We start from the raw sequence: 22,662 nt of genomic DNA, 5'->3' as shown, positions 1-22,662 counted from the left end.
TTTGTTATTGATTCGCCAATTGCTCCTGAATCAACTTGTTCGCATTCTCTTCCGCTCTGCGAAGCGCTGTATTGACGTCGAGTTTCCCCATCACGATTTGTCGTACGGCATCTTTGTCGAATGCATCTTCGATGACAAGCTCGTCGTATTGCGTCAGCACGCGGGAAGGAGCCGGCTTGCCGTAGAAGAGCGCGGCGATGTTTTTTTCGCTTGCGAACGGATATTCAGTGAACGCCGCATCGCGAACCGATTGTGTCGTCAGCGGCGTAATCATGCCTTTCTTGGAGATAATCGTCTGATATTCTTCCGAAATCAGGTATTTCAGCACCTCCATAGAGACATCCTGATTTTTCGAGAGAGCCGAAATGCCTACATAGGTAGCATACGGCTGCGTATTCACCTCAGGCATATCCTTGAAGGTCGGAACGGCTGCAATATCCCAGTCCATGGCGAGCGAGGTATCGGCACTCTGCATCCAACCCGACGTATAGACATACATGCCGACTACGAAATCCTTGTTAAAGTCCGCGTGCGCTAGCCATTCTTCGTTGGCGCGCTGCTGCAATCCCGGATCCCGGGTGAAGTTATAGAAAATATTTTCGAAAATGAATTTCCATTGGTCGTTATTGACGGTCGCCTTATTCGTTGCCGGATCAACAAAACCTGCCGAGTTTTGGGCGACGCGGAGGTAATGCTTCGGAGACATCCACAGACCGATATACTGCTTACCGCCTTCATTGCGGGTAATCTGTTTGGACAGTTCCAACGCCTCGTCCCAGGTCATGCCGTCCCAAGGATACTTCACTCCGAACCGGTCGAAGATGCCCTTGTTGTAATACATGACGAATTTATTATCGCTGACCGGAAGCAGATTCACTTTTCCGTCGATTTTGACCGATTCCAGATAGGCTGGTTCGATCGAGCTGATATCGACGGCGTGCTTCTCAAGCAATGGGCCGAGGTCGAGTGCCATATTAGCTGGCACGTAGTCTTCTCTCAACTCGCCGGCCGACGACAGGAACATGTCTATTTGCGTGCCGGATGCGATAACCTGCTCCAATTTCCGCTCGTCCGTCTGGTTGATATAGGTAATGTTGATATTCGGAAATTTTTGCTTAAGATATTGGCCGTAACGCTCCTCGAACTGATTGGGACTAGTCAAGCCGAACCAAGTCAAATCGGCTTTCAGATCCGCCGGATTACCGGAATCGGCCGTTGCGGAACCTTCAGGCTCCACTGAAGGTTCATTCGAAACCGTACCTTCGGAATTGCCCGAACACGCTGCCAGAACGGTTAGAATCATGACAAACGACAGCATCATTGAAACCATTTTCCGTACCATAATAAGCTTTTCCTCCCTTTTCTCATCAACCACAGATTTTCATTTCCCCATTGTAAGCGCTGTCTAAAATACCGTGATATTGCCTTCTTTTCTCCTTTCGTCTGAATAGCTCGATTGATTCGTGCTGTAGAATAATCTTATTATAATGACTAAGCCGCTGTCTTTTTTAGGGCGAAACCGCCTTTCCTATAGGGGAATACAACATATCTTTTGAGAAGATGCCAGCACGAGAGGCGAGCATTACCCTATTTCCACGTGACAGGTACGGATCCCGGCCTGTCCAGCAGCGCTTCCGCAAGATGCAGCAGCGCAAGGGGGAGAGGATCGTCGGTCAGAAACCGTCCATTCGATGCAAAAGCGCCGTTAGGGGCAGCTTTCGAAAGCAACTGCTCCGCCGACTGCCGGGCAAAGGAAAGAAACAATCTGTCGTTTGTACTCTTATACAGCTCTAATAGGCCGTAAAGCATCCGGTAATCGGCGTTGTCTTTCCGAGGCTTCCATATCCGGGTTCCGCCGCCACCGGGAAGGCCGATATCCCCTTCGCCCATCCGCATGGCTATGGAATGCGCCATCTCCCATAGAAACGGATCACCCGATAGCCTGTAGCCGGCCGCGTACATCCAGAAAAAATCCGGACCCGCCGGGATTGCCCGAAAAACCGTTCCTTTCGGTCCGAAATAGCCGTTGCGGTCCAGTGTCAGCCCTTCGATTGGGTACCCGTCGGTCAGCATCGGAACAAAGCAATTGTCGGACCGGCGGTAGGCGGTTCTCCCCCAAGCCGCCATTTCCTCGCAGGACCACCGGATGAAGCATTGCGCCGCTTCCCCGACCTGCTCGCCAATCGCCAGCTGGCACCGCTGCACGACAGGCCTCGGCTTGAAGAGCGTCCCTTCATAGACCGTATGACCTTCCGGTATGATCGGAGCCAACTGATACTGAGCCCTATCGCCCCGTACCGCCGGGCCGTCGCACCAGGAAGCAGCGGATTGGCTGAACTGGTAACCGCTGATGCCGATACCTGGCTGCCTCGTCTCCACGTAACGGTGAGCCAGCCGCTTCGACCACGCCAGCGACGCTTCCTCGCCCGTCAGCTTCGCCAGCATCGCGGCCGCATAATACAAGTCGCTTCCGGCGTTGACGAACGTCAGTCCGCGTCCCCAGAAGAAGATATCCCCGCCTTTGTACTCTTGCTCCCATAAAGGCCCAAGCGGAGTTCCGTACGGCCCGTGCCGGTTGAAATCAAGACGCGACCAATCCATTATGTGCGCATTCCACATCGCTTCGATGTAGCGCTTTGTACCTTCCGCATCCGCCCGCCACATGAGCTCATAATCTGGGTAATGAAATTTAAGCTCGTGCACCATCGATTTGTCTCCGGCGTATTCAACCGACCGGTTCTCTATATTGTAGGCGGTATGGCCTCCCCAGTAGAGCAGGCCGCTGCCATCCGTCTGACTTTGCAGGATAAAACGGTTGACCGCCAATACCCGCTTCTCGTACGCTGGATCGCCCGTCAGCCCGGAAATGCCGCTGAGCAGCTTAAGCCAGCGCTGCTGGCTTGCCGGGCTTGCCAGCAGCGCTCCTCGGTTCACATGATCTGGATCGTACTTCGCCGGAGCTAGCGTATGCGAATCTAGCGCATTGACAAACAATGGGGTTTCTCCAGTAGCATCCGCAGCGTGCTTCATCAGCAGGTCAGCATGTTTCGAAACAAGACCGATCAGTCCGGCCGCCGCTTCGGAATTGGATTTCACAGCACGATCGCCTCCTCCGTCGTTTCGTACAACCAATCCAGCAGCATAAGTTCATCGTTTCGAGGCTCGAATTCCCGGTCGGACAGGCTCTGATGCAGCTCGATGACGCCAAGAATCAAGAACGCTCCCAAACCGAATCGAAGGGTATGCCGCCCCGCCTCATAAGGCACGGCATGGACATGGACGGAAGGATAAGCGAAAAGCCGGATGCCTCTGCGGATCACAGGATCGAGGCCAAGCGTACTGCTCTCGCCTGCCTCCCCTACCCCAGGCTTCAGCCATTGGTCGTCCTTGGAATTAAAGCAACCGACCAGAATCAGGGAAGGCTCCTTCAGTTCCACTTCGAGCTTAATTTCTTCGTATGCGGCGCGCAGCTGGCTGTACCGGATCCCCGTCAATCCGTACAGCTCTTCCGCGCAGCTTATAATTGGGATGTCGCCGTCGGTAAAGACGCGGGCGCCTTTCTCGATCCGGTACAGCTCGGCATCCTCGTTCAGCAGCGTAAAGCTGGATTGACGATAACGGGGATAGGATACGCGCGATGCCTGAACTAGAGAGGAGGGTATCTTGCCCGCCCGCAGTTCCCCTATACGCTGCCGGAAAGCGGCAAGCTCCTGTTCGAACAATGGCAGGCATTCCCTCCAATGGTTGAAAACTTCCCCGTCGCGGAACGGTATTTTGCGATGCGGCGTCTGCATGCCGGAAGCGAACCAATACTGCTTCTCCGTCATTTCCGTCAGCTTGCGGTACACGTCGACGCTTTTGTCCAGCCACTCCGCCGCCTCCTCCAGCAGCTCCACCTTTTCGGCATACCTGTCGCCAACCGTATGCTTATACATGAACACCAAGAGCGAGGCCCTTACTTTGCACGTATACATGCCCGTCATCGCTTTGACCGCCTCAATGTCAGCGGCGAGCCGCTCGAACTCGGCTTTATTTTTTTGAACGGTCATACGGGACTGCTTTATTGCCCTGGAAGCTTCTTCGGAGGAGCGCTCCACTTCCTCCACAATATCGAGAGGCGTCTCGCCCAGATGAGGCATGCCTGCCAGCTGCTTCAGTACGAATTCCTCCAGCCGTTCCCCCTGCGGAGCATGCGATTCCCACAGCTCGGACCAAGGGACATACCTTTCCGGATTCGTTAACTGACTCATCGTCATGCCGAGGCTCATCGTCTGGCGGTTGCCCTGCGTGATGCCGAATCGGCGCAGCAGCTTTGGCGCGCATGTCCCGAAAGCTTCGTATGCGTGCAAAAGCTGCTCGGCCGCCTCCCTGCTTCCGTATTTTTCCTCCAGCCGGGATATCCAGTGCAGCTTCTCTGCGTTCCCGTCCCGGTCTGGATTCCAGGCGTAACGGAACCACGCTTCAAACCAGATCCAATCGCGGTCCACCTGCTTGATCCTCACATCCGAACGGTCCGGCGAATAAGGCCAGCTCCAGTAGGAGAGCGGATAAAATTGCAGTGCCGATGCCTTTAACCGGTACCGTGCCGCCTGAGCGCAGCGTTGAATAATCGATGGAGCTCCCCAGCGGAACGGCTCCAAATTAGTAAGCATATGCACGGTGGCCACATGATTGCCCTCCCGTGCTCCAAGCCTTTGATGCAGCTCGCGCGTTGCCCCCCTCGGCGTCCACGTCGTGAGGGATTCCCCGTTGTATTTCATTTCAGTGTGCAAGTTCGGATAAAGCGCGTCGGCTTCCTGCAGCACCTTCTCGATCTCGATGCCGTGCGAGCGTACGACGACCGGCGGCGGCTCTAAGGCCGCCGATTTGCCAAAGCCTTCCTTGATGCCTGGCAAAATGGTTTCGCACAGCCACTCCGCCCCGTACATTTGCCCTTTCAACCTCTCGCCTAGACATACCATCAGGCCGACCGAAGGGAAGTCACGTACGAAGGCGGCAAGCAAGCGGCGGAAATAGCTGCTTGTCACCGGCATGGGCTGAGTCTGCTTGTGAGACAAGCCGTGCTTATCGGCAAAACCAGGCGGGATATGTATGCTGTAGAAAGCCAAAAAGCATCGAATGCCGCGTCTGTCCGCCTCTTCCGTCAGCCAGCGCAGCAAGCTTGCATTCGTCTCCAACTGCTCCTTGGTCACCTCGCGCGCCTCCGGCTCATCCGGCAGATCGATTAGCGAGGCGAACGGATTCGCGTTCCATAGGTAAAGCGTGTTTCCCCGGTGCTCGAGCAGAATGTCCAAATAATCCAGCCACATGGCCTTGTCGTACAACCATGGAAAGCGGTCGGGCGTCAGAGGATATTCGAAGGGCTGTCGCCCCGGCTCCACACGCTGCTTCTGCAAGCCGATCGCGGGTCCGCGCCAGGCAAAACGGGGCATGTCTCCAAACGACAATTCGCGCGGAAGCCCTCCTTCCTTCCGAATTCGTCTTGACAGCTCCTGACAGCCATAAAGGGCGCCGCTCTCGTTCCCCCCGGAGACAACGACGAGCCTTCCGGGACATGTGGACAAATAGAAGCCTTCCAAGGCGGGTTCTTCCGTATGGTAGAGCAGCACATCGCGCTCCTCGAGCGCCGCGAGCAGTCCGGAGCCGGTGCGGCGGCCGACGTAAATTTTACGGTTACCCGTATCGCGGTAACGGTTCCACGCCCAGCCGCCCGCCTTTTCCTCCACCAAATAACCGCAAGTCTCGAGCGCTTCCTTCAGCAGCCGCACGCCGTGCAGCATTCGGGGCGAAGCATCCAAATCGTATCCAATCGCTATCATTTCCAGCAAGCGGCTTCCCCCCGTTCGTTAGATGGATGAATCAGTTACGGTAACTTCCTCAGTATTGTCCAGCGTATAAGGCTCGCCTGACTCCGGCAGCACTTTCGTCTGCCGGAATACAATATTCCGGGCGTTCGTACAGGTCGCGCCGGTGCGGGCGGTCAACAGAACCCGGTCGAAGACAATGTCGCTGATCGGCATTTCCGGAAGCCCCTTGATATGCAGCGCCGCCCCCGCGCCGATGCACGTCGTCTCACTGATATGAAAATCGCGGAACACCGGCGTCTCCTCCGTGACGGGTACCGGATCATCCGTATTGTTTTTGCCCGAGTAATACGAACTGAATATAATGGCTTCCTTGGCGATATTCTTCATCAGAACGTTCCGGATATAGATGCGCTCGACCGTTCCGCCGCGGCCTCGCGTGCTCTTGAATCGCAAACCTGCGTCCGTTCCGATGAACACGCAGTCCGATACGGCAATGTTCCGGACGCCTCCGGACATCTCGCTGCCGATGACGAATCCGCCGTGTCCATGGAACACTTGGCAGTTCCGGATCGTGACGTATTCGGTCGGAACGCCAAGCGCACGGCCGTCGGCGTCCTTGCCGGACTTGATGCAGATGGCGTCATCCCCGACGTCGAATACGGAGTCGTAAATATTCGCATACCGGCAGGAGTCGAGATCTAGACCGTCCCCGTTCTGCGAATGCCACTGATTTCGGATCGAGACGTTGCGGACGGTCACGTGCTCACACAACCAGGGGTGCACATTCCAGGCAGGCGAATTGCGGAAGGTCGGGCCGTCCAGCAGCACGATACGGCATCGGTCAAGCTGCACAAGCGTCGGTCTCAAATGGTCTCGGGCCGGCTCAAACGCGGATGGCTCTTGAACGTTCTGCGCAATCAGGCTCTTCGTGAGCGCTGCGCCTCGGAGCGACTGCTCCGTCGGCCACCAGGTCCCTCCTTCCTCATAGCCCCCGGATTGGACCAATTGCTTCCATTGCCCCTCCGTCATTTTCATCCGCTTAACCGGCCGCCAGTTCTCTCCCGAACCGTCGAAAATGCCCGTTCCCGTAATGGCGACATTCTCCAAATTCGCGCCGTAAATCGCCGGCATGCAGCGTACGGTACGCAGTCCTTCGTAGCTTGTGCGGATAAGCGGATAATCGTCGCGGTTCGCACTGAACACGACGAGGGCACCTGCTTCGGCATGAAGCCGGATTCTGCTCTGCAGACGGATCGGCCCGGTCAGCCATATTCCAGCCGGTATGAGAACAGTTCCTCCGCCTTGGGAGGCGCAAGCTTTTATAGCTGCAGCGAATGCCTCAGTATTAAGGTATAGTCCGTCGCCGACCGCGCCGAAATGGGTAATATTAAACGTCTTGTCCGGAAATACCGGCAATTCCACTTCGGGCATATCGAACGGCAATGCTTCCGTGCATTCTCGTTTTGTTGTTGTCACTTGTCCGAGCCTCCTTTAATCGGATTTATGTTAACTTCGTTTATATAATAAGTAACGGCTTTCACCGGTACGTCCGCATCCGGCAGATCCGCGCCCGCAAGCGGCGTCTCGACATTCGGCTCCGTCCGCATCGGACCGGTGCGCAGCACGAGTCTTTCAAGCGTGTATGCCGGCATGGAGAAAAGATAAGGCCTCGGGGTGGGCGCGCCGTTCATCATAACTTCAAAGCGTTGTCTTTCCGTATCGAAGTGAATAGCCAACTCATACCACCGGTCCGGCTCGTATCGCTGCAGCTCCGTCCATGTGCCGGCCTGAAGCACTTGAATCGCCCCGTCCGAATTAAACCGAATCCTTATCGGAGCCGCGCTTTTGGCATCGCATAGCTCAATATAAAGTTGACCGTCATTCGCCTGCTTCGCCAGCATCCGGATTCGTAGCTCGCCTGCGGCGCATTCCTGGAACACGCGCTCCGCCTTCGCATAGTCGTAAGGATCCTCGTCGCTAAGCACCAGACTCCTATCGTGCTCGGACGGAAACGCCGAGACGGAGACGCTTGCCCAAAGCGGGCAGTAGACGTTCCAGTCAGGTACCCGGTCTTCCGCGGAAAGCCCGCTGAACGTGTCGTTAACCTGCCCGCTGACCCGGTAACGAATCGGAACCGGAACCTCGCTAACCCAAATATCCTCCTTGTTCGCGCTGTAGGTGACCCACATGCTGCCGTCAGTCGGGAGACCGTCCCCCGCTTCGATGCCCCGGGTATAGCTCATGCCGTAATTTTTATGATTTCCGAAATAGCGTCTCGGGGGAACTTCGCCGTTAATGAGAAGCATGTCGTCGAAAGCAAGTCCATCGTCGCCCGTAACGACCGCAAGCGGCCACCTGTGATTACCGATCGGCGAAGGATTGTAGAGAAGCGCGTACCGCGAATCGGAGGTGCGCTCCCCCCACACTTTGCCGCCTGCCATAATGAGTGAAGGCGAACGAACCTGCTTGGACCAAGTGCGCCCATCGTCAGCCGTTACCGCATGGAGCGAATGCTTCCATAGACCCGCAGTACGTCCGTCCGGCAGCCGGTAAGAGGCGAAAGCCGTTCCTGCTTCAACTGCGTAGTAGCCATCAAGGCTGCGGTCCTCTTCCCACCATTGGAGCGTGGCTATTCGGTCCGACAGCAGCTCCTCGCAGGCTTCCCGGAAGCCTGCGTCCATGGACTCGGTATACATGGGATAATTCACGTTCTGCTCGGACCAGCCGGAATGCCGGTTAAGCCGGATGAAATAGATCGGCCCGAAGCTGCCGTCCGCTCCGATCTCCCTAACGACGCGTCCGATGCCCTTTCCGTTGTTCGGACTAACGCTTGGCAGCGGACAAAATCCGTAAAACGCCAACGCAAGCAGACGGCCATTCGAAGCGGCGTAAAAGCCCATCCTTTGATGCATCACGCTGTAAGTCCCCTCCGGAAGGGACTCGCCGTCCGGATAATGTTGCTCATGGCCCAGCCGGTATGGAGGAAACAGGACGATAGGCGTCGACCAATTCCAGCCGTCCTTCGAAGTCGTAAGCAGCGTCTGGCCCGGCGGCACATGTTCGTGAACGGGACAGCTGAGATATTCCAAATAAAAGCAGTCTCTCCAGTAAGCCAGCATGGGAGCATGATTATAGGTCCATCCGCTCCCGCCCGACAACTCCGGATGCGAACGGTTAGCCCTTAGCACTTGCCTGCTCCGGACGCCGACCGCCGGACGCAGCTGTCCATGATGATAATCCAGGTTGGCGGTCACGCCGCCGACGTACCGAATTCGGTTCTCCGGTTGATCCATAACGCCCTCCATCTTCTACCGTTTAACAACACTTTACACGGTTTTGGATCTCCATTTATAGGCTTATTGCGCTGTATTTATAGGGGAATATGGAAAAATGGCGGTGCAGGGTTAAGCCGCACCACCATTTTTGCTCAGTCTCGACGACCCGTTACGCCTTCGCCAAGTGAACACTTCGGCCTAAAGCGTCTTGCCTGTCAGCTCCCCCACCGGCGGAAGTCCCCAGCGGTTGCCCGTATTGCTTAGCAGCACTGAGCGTTGAGCCGAGCTGTGACGAGACTGCCAGCATCGTTTCCTCCTTAATCCAGGCCGTTCTCGAATACGACGCAGTCGCCTGAATGAAGCTCCAGGGTAATGATCTCTTCCTCCGTCCAGCCGATCGCGCCGTTATTCCGAATCGATGCCCTTCCTCCGAACGGATTGACGAGCCGGATCGTTTGGTCGCGTTCGCTGTACACTGTAACACTCTGAACCTTTCCGCCCGTCTTGATTCCCGACAGCAGAAAAGCACCCTCCGCCCGAATGCCAGCGAACGAGGTGTCTTTGAATCGCCGTGACAGCCCCTCGAACACCCGGACGGTTCCTCTTACGCATTGCACATACATTTCCAGAACGGCCGCCGCCGCCGCGATCGAGGCTTCCGCCTGCATGGTATCGCCTCCGGTAAACTGGCAGAAGCCTTCATAATTGGCGTTATGCCTAGTAGCATAGCTCGGCATCATGTAGAGCTCCCTCAGCAAGTGAAGAGAAAGCAGCGCCATATCCGCACGGCCCAAGCGGTTGTGCAAAATCGAAGCCCAAGGCATCGACCAGCCGGCCCATCGCCCCATGCCTTTGTCGATCCATGACTTATAAGCGTTCGAGACGGCCTCTCTCTGCGCAGGATCGTCCATATTGATTGTGTCGAATGGAAAGATGCCGGCCAAATGAGAATGATGACGGTGCGATTCGGAGAGCGGCTGTCCTTCCCACAGATACAACTCGAGCCCAGGCTTCTTGCCGAACTCTTGGAATTGCCTCGGCCCTGCTGTATAGGGCGGCAGCTTCGCGCAGATGTCGGATGCTATGGCTGCGGTATCGGAATCGATTCCGTACTTTTCTTCGAGCTCCAGGAGCTTTTCGCATAAAAAGCGTACGTTGACGAGAAAGAAGGTCGAATTCCGGCCGAGTCCGGCTTGCGACGAACCGCCATATTCTGGCGAAACGGTTACCGGCAGCGAATAGCGCTCTCCATCTTGCTCCATCATCGCCCTGAATACATTAAGAGCCTTTTTCATAAAAGGATACACTTCGCCCAGCATGTACTCCTCGTCACCGGCATACCGGGCATATTGCCACATCATCTGGGCGATCCACGAGGTGTTCGCCTGATCTATCGTTCCGGTCCACATGCCGCCGACCGGACGACCGCGGTCGTCCACCGAATGGCCAAGCATATATCCGTCTTCGATGCCGACGAAACGCTTGGCATTCAGAGCCAGCGTTGGCTTCCAGCCATCGATCATGGAGAAAAGCGGCTTCAGGCAATCCAGCAGATTGGAACCGTATGCCGGCCATAAGCACTGTTGAACGTTAATATTGAAGTGATAATCGCTGCTCCATGGCGGATTCCGGTATTCCTCAGCCCAGGGACCTTGCAGCGTCGGTGCGATTTTGCCCGGCATAGAATTGCCTAACATCCTGTAGATTCCCAAGTAATACATTCGCTCAATTTCGGCATCAGGCAAGGTTATATCCGCCGCCTGACGCCATAATGCCCGCCAATGCTCTCTTGTTCCTCTTATTGCGTCGGCATAAGCGGCATCGGAAAGGAAAACCGAATCCAGATGAGCGTGTGCCGCGCGCGCCGCCTTCTCCGGATCAGCGCCGTATTCAGCGGCTATCGCAAGCTTCCCTTCGCCCTGCCTCATCCATACGGCGCATGCGGGATCCTCCGGAAGCTCCTGCACCCAGCCATCCTCCATTGRCGCAGGGGCCGGAATCCCGAAGTCGTCGAAGTACGCCTTCGTCTTTCCGAAAGAATAAGACGGCACGGGCTTTACGCTCTCGATCATCTCTCCGCCGCCTGACATCAGCAGCATCGGTTTGTCGATCGGAATGGAAAGGCGGATGAGATGCTCACTTCCCCCATGACCGCAGACCAGCCGGGCTTCACCTTCGGTCATGTGCAGGAAAGCCGAATGAATTCGCACATCCGGCTTCAGCCTCACTTCGAACAGGCCCATCGCCAGCCGGGTCGGCCGTTTCTCCTTGCCGTTCATCATCATGGTCGGATAGAGCTCCCGCGCGCCTTCGAAGTCGCCGCTCTCCAGCAGTGATTTCAGATGCCCGTACGTACAATCTTCCCGCCATATCGTTCCTCCGCGATGATCCCAATAATCGGCCCGGTTAATCGTCAGCATAATAGTCCGGTCCTGAAACCAGATTAGCGCTCCGAACACGCCGTTCGACAACGGAATCCCGTCATGACAATAACCGGTATCCAGCGTCCACGACACATCATAGGTCGGACTTATTTCAACGGCTTTCACATTTCTCTTCTCCCTTCTCTAATCGCCAAGTCTCCTCTTCCTTACTTGCAGCCGAAAATAAGCTCATGCAAGAGCAGGTCAAGCGGAGGGTTGCAGCCCATCCGTCCTTCGAGGCGAAGACCCATAAAAATAAGCTCGCCCCTCCCAAGCCGAACCGAGCCGACGACAGGCACCCTGCGTTTGCGGGATCCAGCCGATGCCGTCCCACCTCTCGGCTTCGCGTACGTATACAATAGCGGCGACATCGACTCTGAGCACCAGCCGCATCCTGTCAGAGCGTCTATTCGGTCTAGCGTCTTGTTATAAAAGAATTGGAAATCTGAAGCCCCGAATTGCTCTAGCCGCTTATCCGCTTCGTCGAAGGCCAGCGTATACAAACTGCCTGCTTTTTCCTGTCGCACGGTGATATCCCCGATTCGCCATTCGGCTTCTCCTCTCTCATCAGGGAAAATGATCGCCCTTGCCCCCGCATCTATCGCTCTCGCGATCTCCGTTTCGTGGAGACGAAACGCTTCAGCCGAAGACAAAGCTATTACGTCGAAAGGGAGGCCGGCTGCATAACTCCGGCTGCGAACGCCCATTGCGGCGAACAGCGCTTCCGCAGCGGTTCCGGTCGCCGCTGCAGTGACCTTAGTTTCGCCCTCTATGAGCTGGACGTTGTTCGCGAATACCTCGATGTCTATCCGCTCGCTGTTGATGAGTTCTCCTGCACGATTATATAGTGAAATGTCGGCTTGGAGCGTCCGGCGTCTATCGACCGCCGGCATGACGAACGGCACGGAGCCGACATAAGCGGAATCGGTACTCCCTATGTCTGCTTCAAGCTCGAAGGACGCGTAATCCTCGGTTTCGTTCCGAAGCGTAGCGACCAGCCTCAACCCTTGATATTGATCAGGCGTATCGTTAAGCAGCCAGGCTTCCAGCTCAACTAACTCGCCTGTATAAGCGCGCCATCGGTCGCTCCGCCAATGAACGCGCAGCGGCTCCAGACTGTCTCGATATGCGAAGTAGGCAGGCTTTGGCACCCGGTCGGCTCCGACAAGCGCTTTCATCCATCCCGACGGCCAGGCGTCGATGAGCAGATGGATGGCGGACTGCACGACCAGATCGGAACGCCTTCGGATCGCATCGGTCATCAACCTTGTGACGGTAGCCTGATATCGCTGGCTCCGCTCGATCCAATCCCCGATTCGGTCGGATTCCGGGTACCAATCCCCATGATGCGAATACGTCTGACTGTCGACGATTGCATCCGGCATCCAAGGGTCATCCGGGCTCTTCGGCAGCCATTCACGCGGATAACGCTTCAGCATCAAGGCATGATGATCGAGAGCCTCCGATCCGTATTCCCCACATCCGCTCTTCCAGCCATTCTTTAGCGGTGGAAGCCCGCCCTTATAGAGCTCTCCGAACGAAATCATATGGTTCGTATACCACATCGTATAGCAGTGATAATCGGACAGCCCCGTTTCCGTCGGCGGATCATAATCGCCGTCCGCGTTTTTCACGACGCGGTCCGGATTTTCGATATAAATGGCATGCCTTGCCGACGAGAAGAAAGCTTCCAATTCGTCCCGATACAGATGCCGGTGTCCTTTGCCCCGCTTCGCGGGACGGGATGGCTCATTGATGAGCGATACCATTACGACGCTCGGATGGCTTCGAATGAGCCGTTCCATTTCGGCGGCCTGTCGGACCGCCTCGCAGAACTTGCTTCGACGGATATAGCCGAACGCCGGCAAATCGCATTGGTTCATCATGCCGAGACGGTCCATAAAATCGTAAATTTCTTCTTGCACTGGGCGCTGCGTAATCCGGTAAAAATTCAGATTGGCCAGCTTCGCGATCAAAATATCGTCAATGAGCTGCTCTTCGTCTCCCCGCATGACGCACTGCTGGAGATGTCCCATTTCGTTTGCGCCCCGCAGCAGGATCGGCCGGCCGTTCAAAAAGAGCGATCCTTTTGGCTCGGCTGCTTCGTCCATCCGGAAAGACCTCATGCCGAAGCAGCGGTCCTTTGCGTCCAAAAGTCTCCCTTCGCAGTCTAGACTCGCCCTAAGCCGGTATAAGTGCGGCGCGTCAGGCTCCCAGCTGCGGAATGCCGGGAACATAATTTTGTACCGGTAATTGTTCATGCCTGGACCCGCGTAAGCAATCGGGAAGCGAATGCCGGAGAGCCCTTCCCCTTCGAAATTGTCCGCAAAAACGTCGATCGTCAGCTCGGATCCTTCGATGAGACCCGCCGTCATGTTCATGACGTCGATCCATGCCTCGAAAGAGCCGTCCTCGGGATTTGGCTTAATAAATATGTCTTCCACGAAAAGCTCCGCCCGTTCCTCCAGGAACACCGAGTTGTAAATGCCTGCGCCGGGCGGGCAATGATGCCAGCCGTACACCGGCTCGTCCCAGCCTGGGCCCGTGGCGGCGTACATCTTATCTCCATCGAGTCGCGTACCGTTTACGCCCATCATCGGATAATCGTTCTTTACTTCGACAACGAGCACGTTCGTCTCCTCAAGCAAAGAAGTGATGTCGAACTCGAAAGGCGCGAACAATCCTTCGTGCATGCCCGCGCATTTCCCATTCACGTAAACGGCCGCTTCATAGTCGACAGCCTTAAAAACAAGAAACACTTTCTTTCCTGCTTTCGGCTTCGGATAGCTAAAGGTCGTCCGGTAATAGCCTGTCCACCGGCCTTCCTCCTTGGTCGGCCCGCGGAAGTCGGGAATCGAAACCCGTTTCCACTCACCTTCGCCCCGCAGCACGCGAGCGAATTCCCCGCTTCCTCCCTCTTCGTAACGGAAATCGAAGCTGGCCAGCTCCCGGCTGGGGCGGTTATAGGCGGGAGGCGGCGATAGACGCCTCAGATAGGGGCGATATCGCTCGCGAAGCTCTGCCAGTTCTTGCCCGAACCGACTCAGCCGATCCTCAAAGCTCGGCTCGATCAAACGCTCGGCGGCTCTATCTCTATCTCCCCTCCTGAACAACCTCCTCTTCCATTCGCGCGGCCGGATTACGGTCATGCCGTCTTTCGCAAGCGGATGCTCGCGAAGCGCGATTTCTGCGAAAGGATCCAAAACCTGTGAACTGCCCTCTTGCGTTCGGTCAGATATCAATTAAGCGCCTCCCCTTCCAGAAAGAACGATAGCCTCTATCGCCTATCAACATTTTTCGAACCCTATCATCCTTAATCCTAGCACCGCCTATAGGGGCAAACAATCCATCAACCCTGCTTTCCATAGGGCATTTAAACTTTAATGTTCCGCTCGCTCACCATGCCGCGAGAAACAGAAAGCGAGCAGACCATTTAGGCCTGCTCGCTTTCTAATTTCATACTTATGTTTGGTACTGCCTTTCGAATGGCCGCGAAATCGTATATTTTATGCCCGGCTCCGTCGGAAACTCAAAGACGCAAGGAGCGATCTCGCGAACTTCGACCGTTTCCGATCCGACGGTTACCTGTACGGTTCCATGGGTTCGAATACGGCAAACCTCGCCATTCGCCGATGCAATTACGGCTTCGCGAAGGGAGTGATCCGACCATGCCAGTGATACCGTAAACCCGCCGCGTGCGCGCAAACCGGATATACGTCCTCCCTTCCACGCACCCGGCAGTGCCGGCAGCAGGTTCAGCTCGCCTGCATGGCTCTGCAGCAGCATCTCGGCTATACCCGCCGTCGCCCCGAGGTTGGCTTCGATCGTAAGCGGATAAAATGTCAGCTTCGGATGACGGTGAGCATTGAACAAATTGTCAAACGGATTTTTTAACAATTTGGTCAAATAACGATGCGACATCTCACCGTCCTCCAGTCTCGCGAACAGGCTGATCAACCAGGCGAAGCACCAGCCGACAGCGTCTTCTCCCTCGTGAAGCAGCCGAAGGTCGATCGATACTCGGCAAGCACTTGCCAGCTCGGGGGTGCCGCGCATGTCGATCTCACTGCCCGGATGCAGCGGATATAGATGGGCCATATGCCGGTGTCCGGGCTCCGCTTCTTCGAAATCCAAGTACCACTCCTGCAGTTGTCCACGGCGGCCGATCCGGAATGGGTGAAGACGCGCCCTGGCTGCGGCCAGTTCCAGATGCAGCTCCCGATCGATCCCGAGAAGGTCGGAAGCTTTCATGCAGTTTCCGAAAAGCTCGCCGATCAAAGCAATATCCATAGTGGCGTCCAGACTGACGGCGGCTTTGCGTCCGTCAGGCAAGGTGAATGTATTCTCCGGCGAGGTGGAAGGATTGGAAACCAAGCAGCCGTCCGCATCCTCGACGAGATAGTCCAGGAAAAACGACGCGGCTTCTTTCATGATCGGATAAGCGGTCGAGGCCAAAAACGTCCGATCTCCCCCGAACCGGTAATGCTCCCATAAATGCTGGCAGAGCCAAGCTCCCCCCATCGGCCAGTACGCCCAGCTTGCGGGGCCTTTAGACGGTCCTCCGGACGGCGTCGTGACTCGCCAAAGGTCAACGGCATGATGGCTGACCCAGCCTCTTGCCTTATAGTGGGCAAGCGCCGTTTCCCTGCCGGCTATCCGTAAGTCCTCCAATAGACGAAAGAGCGGCTCGTGACATTCCGCAAGATTGCAAACCTCGGCAGGCCAGTAATTCATTTGCGTATTAATGTTGACCGTATAATTGCACGACCAAGGAGGTCTGACTGACTGATTCCAAATACCTTGCAAGTTCGCCGCTTGTGTTCCTGGCCGGGATGACGATAGAAGCAAATATCTACCGAACTGGAAGAACAGAACGGCAAGCTGCTCGTCTTCCTTTCCTTCGCGAAGCGCCCGAATTCGCTCGTCAGTCGGCAGATGCTGCTGGCCGGGCGCCTCAAGCTCAAACTCCACCCGTCCGTATAGCGACCTGAAATCCCTTACATGCCGGTCCAGCAGCTCGGTGTATGAACGCTTGGCAGCTGCCTCTAGATAGGAGCGGCATAGCTCGGAAGGGTTTCGGCCCTCCAGGACGGGATCCTTGTCGAAGCCGTTGAAGCTGGTCGCCGCTGCCAGGAGGAAGGTTACGGCGTCCGCTCCTTCGATCCGGATCCGTCCTTCCCAGGCGTCCGCCGCCGCTCCGCCTTCCGGCAGGGCGAGCAGCTGCGCCTCGAAGCGGATGCCCCGCTCTTCCTCATAGATGACCGGATCGTCGCTTCGGGCATGAAGCGGCTCCACATGCGAGGGGCTTCGCCCCTGCATCGCAAGCTTATCGGCGGAGACCCGGTGCACCTGATGGCGCAGCTGACTGTCAAACGATGCCCGGACGGCTATCCGGCCGGGCTGGTCGGCGGTAAAACGCACGACCATCACCTGATCGGCCGCGGAGACGAAAGTTTCGCGGACATACCGCACCCCGTTTAACGTAAACCGCGTCCGGCAGACCGCATCGTTCAGGTCAAGCTCACGCCTGTAATTTTCCGCTTCGCCGGCCTCTTCCAGCCCGAGATACAAGTCGCCGAGCGGCTGATAAGACTCGGACCACGGCCCCAGCATATGCTCTTCGATTGTCCGCTGGGCTTCCGGGTATTTCCCTTCGAATACGAGCTTCCGCGCCTTCTCCAGATAGGCTGCCGCCTCCCGGTTATTCGGATCGGACGGATGACCCGACCATAACGTATCCTCGTTCAGTGCAATACGTTCCTGAAAAATACCGCCGTATACCATCCCGCCCAGCCGGCCGTTCCCTACGGCAAGCGCTTCCACCCATTCCGCAGCAGGATTCCGGTACCACAGCATCCCTTCATTCGCTCTCATTACGTTAATCGCCTCCTTGCGCATCATTCCGGTCTTCCAAAATCCAGACGCCGTGTGCGGGAAGCGAGGCTTCTCCGCTAATTTTCGAGCCTCCGAGCAGCTCGCGCAGCGGCCCCTGGCCGACATAGACGTTAGACGGGCGGTCGTTGTGGTTAAGCAGGAAAAGGTATCTCTTTCCGTCCTTTACTCTAGCGCATGCTTCCACGCCAGGAGGCGTCTGCGCAACTGGGACGATCTTGTTCCTAGCCGTCAATTCCGAGAAAAGGGCTGACAAGAACCGCTCCTCCGGATCGGACGAAATATACCAAGCCTCGCCCTTGCCGAACCGATTGCGCGTAACCGCAGGCATGCCTGCGAAAAAGTCGCCGCCGTAGATGGCAACCGTTTCCGCCCCTTCCGTATGCAGGCGCTCGCACATCAAGCCGCATGTATAAGTGCCTATAGCCAGGTCGGCATTCCCATTCATCACAAGAGAGTTCGTCTGATCTGGAAACAATGGGTCGATTTCTTCCACCCAGATGCCGAGCAGCCTCCTAAGCTCGCCGGGATAGCCCCCGAGCGTCACCAAATCGTTTTCCTGCACAATCCCGCTAAAGAATGTCGTCACAAACGTGCCGCCACTCGCCGTATACGTCTCCAGCTTCTCTGCGAAGCCCGGTTTAATCATGTACAGCACGGGCGCAATAACTAAAGCATAGTCACCTAACTCCGTATCCGTGCCGATCATATCGACTTGCACATTAAGGGCGTAAAAAGCGTCGTAATAACGCTGAATTTGCCGCAAATATTTGAGCTGCTTCGTCGGACCGCTGGAATGCTCAATCGCCCACCAATTGTCCCAATCGAACACAATTGCCACCTTTGACTTCGTCGTCGCGCCGAGCAGCTTATCGCCCAGCTGCTGAAGCTCGCGGCCGAGTTCCGCACATTCGGAAAATACCCGCGTATGCTCATGGCCGGCATGGTCGATGACGGCCCCGTGAAACTTCTCAAAGGCGCCAGCGGAACGTCTTAGCTGGAAAAACATGACCGCCTCCGCTCCCCGCGCGACCGCCTGAAAGCTCCACAGCCGTATGACGCCTGGCCGCTTCAGCGGATTAACGTCCTTCCAGTTCAATTGGCTAGGGCTCTGTTCCATCAGCAGGAACGGTTCGCCGTTTTTCAGCCCACGCATCAGATCGTGCCGCATGGCAATTTGGCTCATCGGCATGTCATTGACCGGATAGCTGTCCAGCGCGACAATATCCAACTCTTTAGCCCATTTGAAATAATCGAGCGGCTTATAAGTGCCGTTGCTCTGGAAATTAGTCGTGACAATTGCATCCGGAATAACGGATTTAATCGCATTGCGCTCCAATTTATAGCACGCCAGAAAGCTGTCCGAGTTGAAACGGTCGTAATCGATCGACATGGCTGGGAATGCCGTGGATTCATGGCCGGAAACATTGAAATGCTCGCTCTGTTGGCTCGGCAGCACGATCTCCTCCCATTCGTAAAACGTATGCCCCCAGAACGACGTGTACCACGCACTGTTCAACGCATCAAGCGTGCCGTAACGCTCCTGCAGCCAGACGCGGAACGCCCGCTCGCAGTTGTCGCAATAGCATCGCCAGCCCATCTCGTTGTTGACGTGCCAGAGCAGCAAGGCCGGGTGATCCTTGTACCGCTCCGCCAGCCTCTCTGCCATCTGCTCCGAATAAAGGCGGAATGTCGGGCTGTTCGGGCAGGAATTATGCCGGCGCCCGTACTTTTTTTTGCGGCCCTGCGAATCTACGGTCAATACGTCTGGATAATGGCGCGCCATCCAAGCGGGATGGGCTGCGGTGCCGGTCCCGAGGCAAGCGCGTACTCCGTTCGCGTGCAGCAGATCCATGACGTCGTCCAGCCATTCGAATCGGTACGTCTTCTCGTCCGGCTGGTTCCGTGCCCATGAGAAGACGTTGACCGTGGCGATATCGATTCCGGCAAGCTTGAACAGCCGCATATCCTCTTCCCACACGTCGCGCGGCCATTGCTCGGGATTGTAGTCCCCGCCGTATAATATTTTGTTTGATAATCCGTTCATTGAACCGGCTCCTCTCTCATCTGATCCCACTCGATCCGTTGCGGCAATCGCAGGCTTGCGCTTTCGCCGCGATCCGTTCCCGCAGCGATCGGCATCAATCGGATCGAGAACGAAACTGGCTCCGCAGGGATCAAATAATCCGGCAGGGTCGGTGCATAGCCGCAGCTGTGATTGCCGAGTCCGGTCTGGCGCCAGTCGATGCTTACTTCGGTCGCGCCTAGAGGCTCCAAATCCGAGTGGTGCCGGGCGGCGCTTAAAGCCTCGGTCGAATACGGCCGCGCACCGACCTGTCCGAGCGAAGCACCCGTTCCGGAAACCAGAAGTCCGGCTCCATTAGCGGCGGCGATGCTCGCCCAGCGGACATCGGCCTTGCTGCCGTTCTCCTGCGGCTTAATGTACGGAACGAATTGTTCATCGCTGGTTCCTTCGTACAAGCCCAGCTTGCCGCTCTCTTTGCGGTCCGCATAGCATTCATGCGGGCCGAGGCCGAACCAGGTCATACGCCCGAACCGGGAGGGCATAACGAACCGCAGTCCGATCCTTGGCAGCGGCGGGAGCCCTTCCTTGAGCGGCTTGATCATGGTTTCGATCGTCACGTCGCCGCTGCCGTAGATGGTGTACAGCTGAACAGCCGAGAACGCAGGCCGCAAGCCGTTTACACCAAGAATCATCTCCGTCCGAACCTGGACGGCCAGGCCTCCCGCGATATGCCGGGCCTCCATGTATCTGACGTGAGCTTCCAGCTCGTGATAGCCGGCCTCCCGCCATCGCTTCGCCAGATGAACGTCGTTATCGACCGGCGCCCTCCACAGCTGGATCCGGGGGCCCGACTCCAGCAGACTTATGCCGTCTTGCTCCCAATGGTCCATCACGCCGCTCAGCTTGTCGAACGTTAATGCGAATCCTGCTCCGGTCACCTTTACGAACCGTCTGCCATCGTCTAAGGAAACGCCGCTCATGGCCGCCGGTGATACCGGCGTCAAGGTAGCCATTGCGGTCGAAATGGGAATATCCGCCCAGGCTACCTCATGCCCGGCAGGCGCCCAGCATGTCGTTTCGCGGAGCAAGAAGCTCACATGGAGCCAATATTCTCCGCTCCAAGGCGTCGGTTTCGTCTGGTAAGGAACGGTGACGAACCGCTCTTCTCTCGCGGCAATCGCGAGCGGTGGCAGCGTTCCATCCTCGACTGCTTCGCCATCCCGGTAGACGGTCCACCGGACGTCCAGATGCTCGAGCGAGACGAAATCGTACCGGTTGCGAATCCGGAGCAGGCGTTCTCCATTGGCCGGCTGCACGACGACCGGCTCTATCGCCTTCTTGAACTCCAGAAGCGCCGGCTTGACGGACCGGTCCGGAAAGAGCAGACCGTCGATGCAGAAGTGGCCGCTGTTCGGATTGTCGCCGAAATCGCCACCGTAGGCATATTCGAAGCCGCCGTCCGGCTTCTTCCGCCGTAAGGAGAGGTCCGCCCACTCCCAGATCAAGCCCCCGCAAAGGCGCGGATAGCGGAATACCGTATCCCAATATTCCTTTTGGTTGCCTAGCGCATTGCCCATTGCATGACCGAATTCGACCATCAAATAGGGCCGGGTTTCGTCCGTTTTTTCGCCTTCCGCAAACAACATATCCACTGACGGGTACATGCTGCTGACAATATCCACGACAGGTGCGTCGTAAGCCCGCTCGTAATGGACCGGACGTGTCGGATCCTTCTCCCGTACCCAAGCAGCCATCGCATCGTGGTTCTCGCCGTAGCCCGATTCGTTGCCAAGCGACCAAACGATGACGGACGGATGGTTCTTGTCCCGCTCGACGACCCGAACGATACGATCCATAAATGCCTCCTTCCATGCCGGGTCATTCGCCAACCGGCTTTCAAAGGCTGTTTTCTCGTCAGGATTGTCGACCCAGCGGCTGATTTCGCCCAGAAAAACGCAGCCGTGCGTTTCCAAATCCGCTTCGTCGACGACGAACAGACCGTAACGGTCGCACAGGTCTAGCCAGCGCTCGTCATTCGGATAATGCGAACAGCGTACCGTATTGATATTGTGACGTTTCATCAGCTCAACGTCCTTGATCATCGCTTCCATCGTCATGACGTGGCCGAGCTCGGGATCGAATTCGTTCCGGTTGACCCCTCGGATGATGATCGGTTTGCCGTTAACCAGCAGGCGTCCGTCCCGCACCCGGACATCCCGGAAGCCGACCGCGTAACGATATACCTCCTCTGCCTGTCCGTGCTCGCCGGATAAGGTGATGAGCAGCGTGTAAAGATTCGGCTCTTCCGCCGACCAAAGCATGGGAGCGCACACGGGAATCTCTACTCGGACGTCGGCTTCCGGCGAGCACCCCAAAAGACGAGGAACGCCGGTTTCACTTGCGGCGACCGTCGATCCGTCGGCATTCAGCAGCTCGGTCCGGATCCGATATCCCTCTCCGGTGCTGCCCGAGGACGCAGCAACGCTTATGCCAAGCTCGAGCGCTCCGCTGTCGTACGTATCGGACAGGCGGGTCCGGATACGGGTGTCCCGCAGGCGGACGGCGGATGGGAACGACACCAGGTAGACTTCCCGAAAAATGCCGCTTAGCCGCCATTTATCCTGATCTTCCAGGTAACTGCCGGTCGACCACTGATAGACACGAACGGCAAGCTTGTTGACTCCCGGACGGATCAGGTCCGTCACCTTAAACGTCATCCGGTTGTGGCTGCCTTGTCCGAAGCCCGCTTCCTCGCCGTTGACCCAGATGTGAAAGGCGGAGTCTACGCCTTCAAATACAAGAAAAACGTCGCCGCCTGCCTGCTGTTCCGACAAGTCGAACGATCGCCGGTAACAACCGGTCGGGTTCCGCTTCGGAATATGAGGCGGATCGACCGGGAATGGATATTTACTGCTGCTGTATAAAGGCGTTCCGTAACCGAACAGCTGCCAGTTCGACGGCACTGGAATCCGGTCCCAATCCTCGTCTGCGAACGATTCGTCAAAAAAACCCTCCGGCGCATCCTCGGGACACTCGGCGTAATGGAACTTCCATTCGCCATTTAACATTTGGACATAGGTGGAGGCGTTCTTGTCGCAAGCAGCCGCGGCCGCAAGCGCCGTCTCCCTGTCGGGAAAAGGAATGCCGCGCGCGTCCGCCGGCTCGGCATGAATCTGCAAAATGTCCGGGTTCTCCCAATCCGGCTGCTCCTGATTGAAACGCAATCTCATGTCTTAACA

General features: G+C 56.6%; 11 protein-coding genes. All 11 read right to left on the bottom strand.

The annotated features are described in order from the left end of the window. Positions 1–4 precede the first annotated feature (4 nt). The 11 genes from AC1DLI_RS26875 to AC1DLI_RS26825 all read right to left on the bottom strand — a co-directional run bounded on the left by AC1DLI_RS26875 (position 5) and on the right by AC1DLI_RS26825 (position 22,491). Entirely contained in the window at positions 5–1,342 is a 1,338-nt protein-coding gene (locus tag AC1DLI_RS26875; protein WP_477607613.1) for an extracellular solute-binding protein, read from the bottom strand. Positions 1,343–1,587: 245 nt separating this feature from the next. Continuing rightward, entirely contained in the window at positions 1,588–3,096 is a 1,509-nt protein-coding gene (locus tag AC1DLI_RS26870; RefSeq protein WP_477607611.1) for a hypothetical protein, read from the bottom strand. Further along, positions 3,093–5,819 (bottom strand): beta-N-acetylhexosaminidase family protein, encoded by a 2,727-nt coding sequence (locus AC1DLI_RS26865; RefSeq protein ID WP_477607697.1) that lies wholly within the window; start codon positions 5,817–5,819, stop codon positions 3,093–3,095. Before AC1DLI_RS26865 ends, AC1DLI_RS26870 begins: the two co-directional genes overlap by 4 nt. Before the next feature lie 27 nt (positions 5,820–5,846). Next, positions 5,847–7,283, bottom strand: coding sequence for a glycoside hydrolase family 28 protein (locus AC1DLI_RS26860; protein ID WP_477607609.1), 1,437 nt, complete (start codon positions 7,281–7,283; stop codon positions 5,847–5,849). Then, positions 7,280–9,100: a hypothetical protein gene (locus AC1DLI_RS26855; RefSeq protein WP_477607607.1), complete on the bottom strand. Its 1,821-nt coding sequence runs from the start codon at positions 9,098–9,100 to the stop codon at positions 7,280–7,282. Before AC1DLI_RS26855 ends, AC1DLI_RS26860 begins: the two co-directional genes overlap by 4 nt. Positions 9,101–9,251: 151 nt before the next feature. After that, the gene (locus tag AC1DLI_RS26850) at positions 9,252–9,389 is read right to left on the bottom strand and encodes a hypothetical protein (protein ID WP_477607605.1); all 138 of its coding nucleotides are present in this window, start codon (positions 9,387–9,389) and stop codon (positions 9,252–9,254) included. A gap of 10 nt (positions 9,390–9,399) precedes the next feature. Further along, positions 9,400–11,631 (bottom strand): glycosyl hydrolase family 95 catalytic domain-containing protein, encoded by a 2,232-nt coding sequence (locus AC1DLI_RS26845; RefSeq protein WP_477607603.1) that lies wholly within the window; start codon positions 11,629–11,631, stop codon positions 9,400–9,402. A gap of 41 nt (positions 11,632–11,672) precedes the next feature. Further along, entirely contained in the window at positions 11,673–14,747 is a 3,075-nt protein-coding gene (locus AC1DLI_RS26840) for a glycoside hydrolase family 2 protein (RefSeq protein WP_477607601.1), read from the bottom strand. Between the two features lie 220 nt (positions 14,748–14,967). Further along, positions 14,968–17,379, bottom strand: coding sequence for a glycoside hydrolase family 95 protein (locus AC1DLI_RS26835; RefSeq protein WP_477607599.1), 2,412 nt, complete (start codon positions 17,377–17,379; stop codon positions 14,968–14,970). Between the two features lie 4 nt (positions 17,380–17,383). After that, the gene (locus tag AC1DLI_RS26830; RefSeq protein WP_477607597.1) at positions 17,384–19,444 is read right to left on the bottom strand and encodes a beta-galactosidase; all 2,061 of its coding nucleotides are present in this window, start codon (positions 19,442–19,444) and stop codon (positions 17,384–17,386) included. Further along, positions 19,441–22,491 (bottom strand): glycoside hydrolase family 2 TIM barrel-domain containing protein, encoded by a 3,051-nt coding sequence (locus tag AC1DLI_RS26825; RefSeq protein ID WP_477607695.1) that lies wholly within the window; start codon positions 22,489–22,491, stop codon positions 19,441–19,443. The genes AC1DLI_RS26830 and AC1DLI_RS26825 overlap by 4 nt, the downstream gene beginning before the upstream one ends. Positions 22,492–22,662: the final 171 nt, after the last annotated feature.

This window comes from Paenibacillus sp. 01T443 (assembly GCF_056398325.1).
Note: the sequence above shows the minus strand (reverse complement) of the source record. Positions and strands in the feature narration are given on the sequence as shown.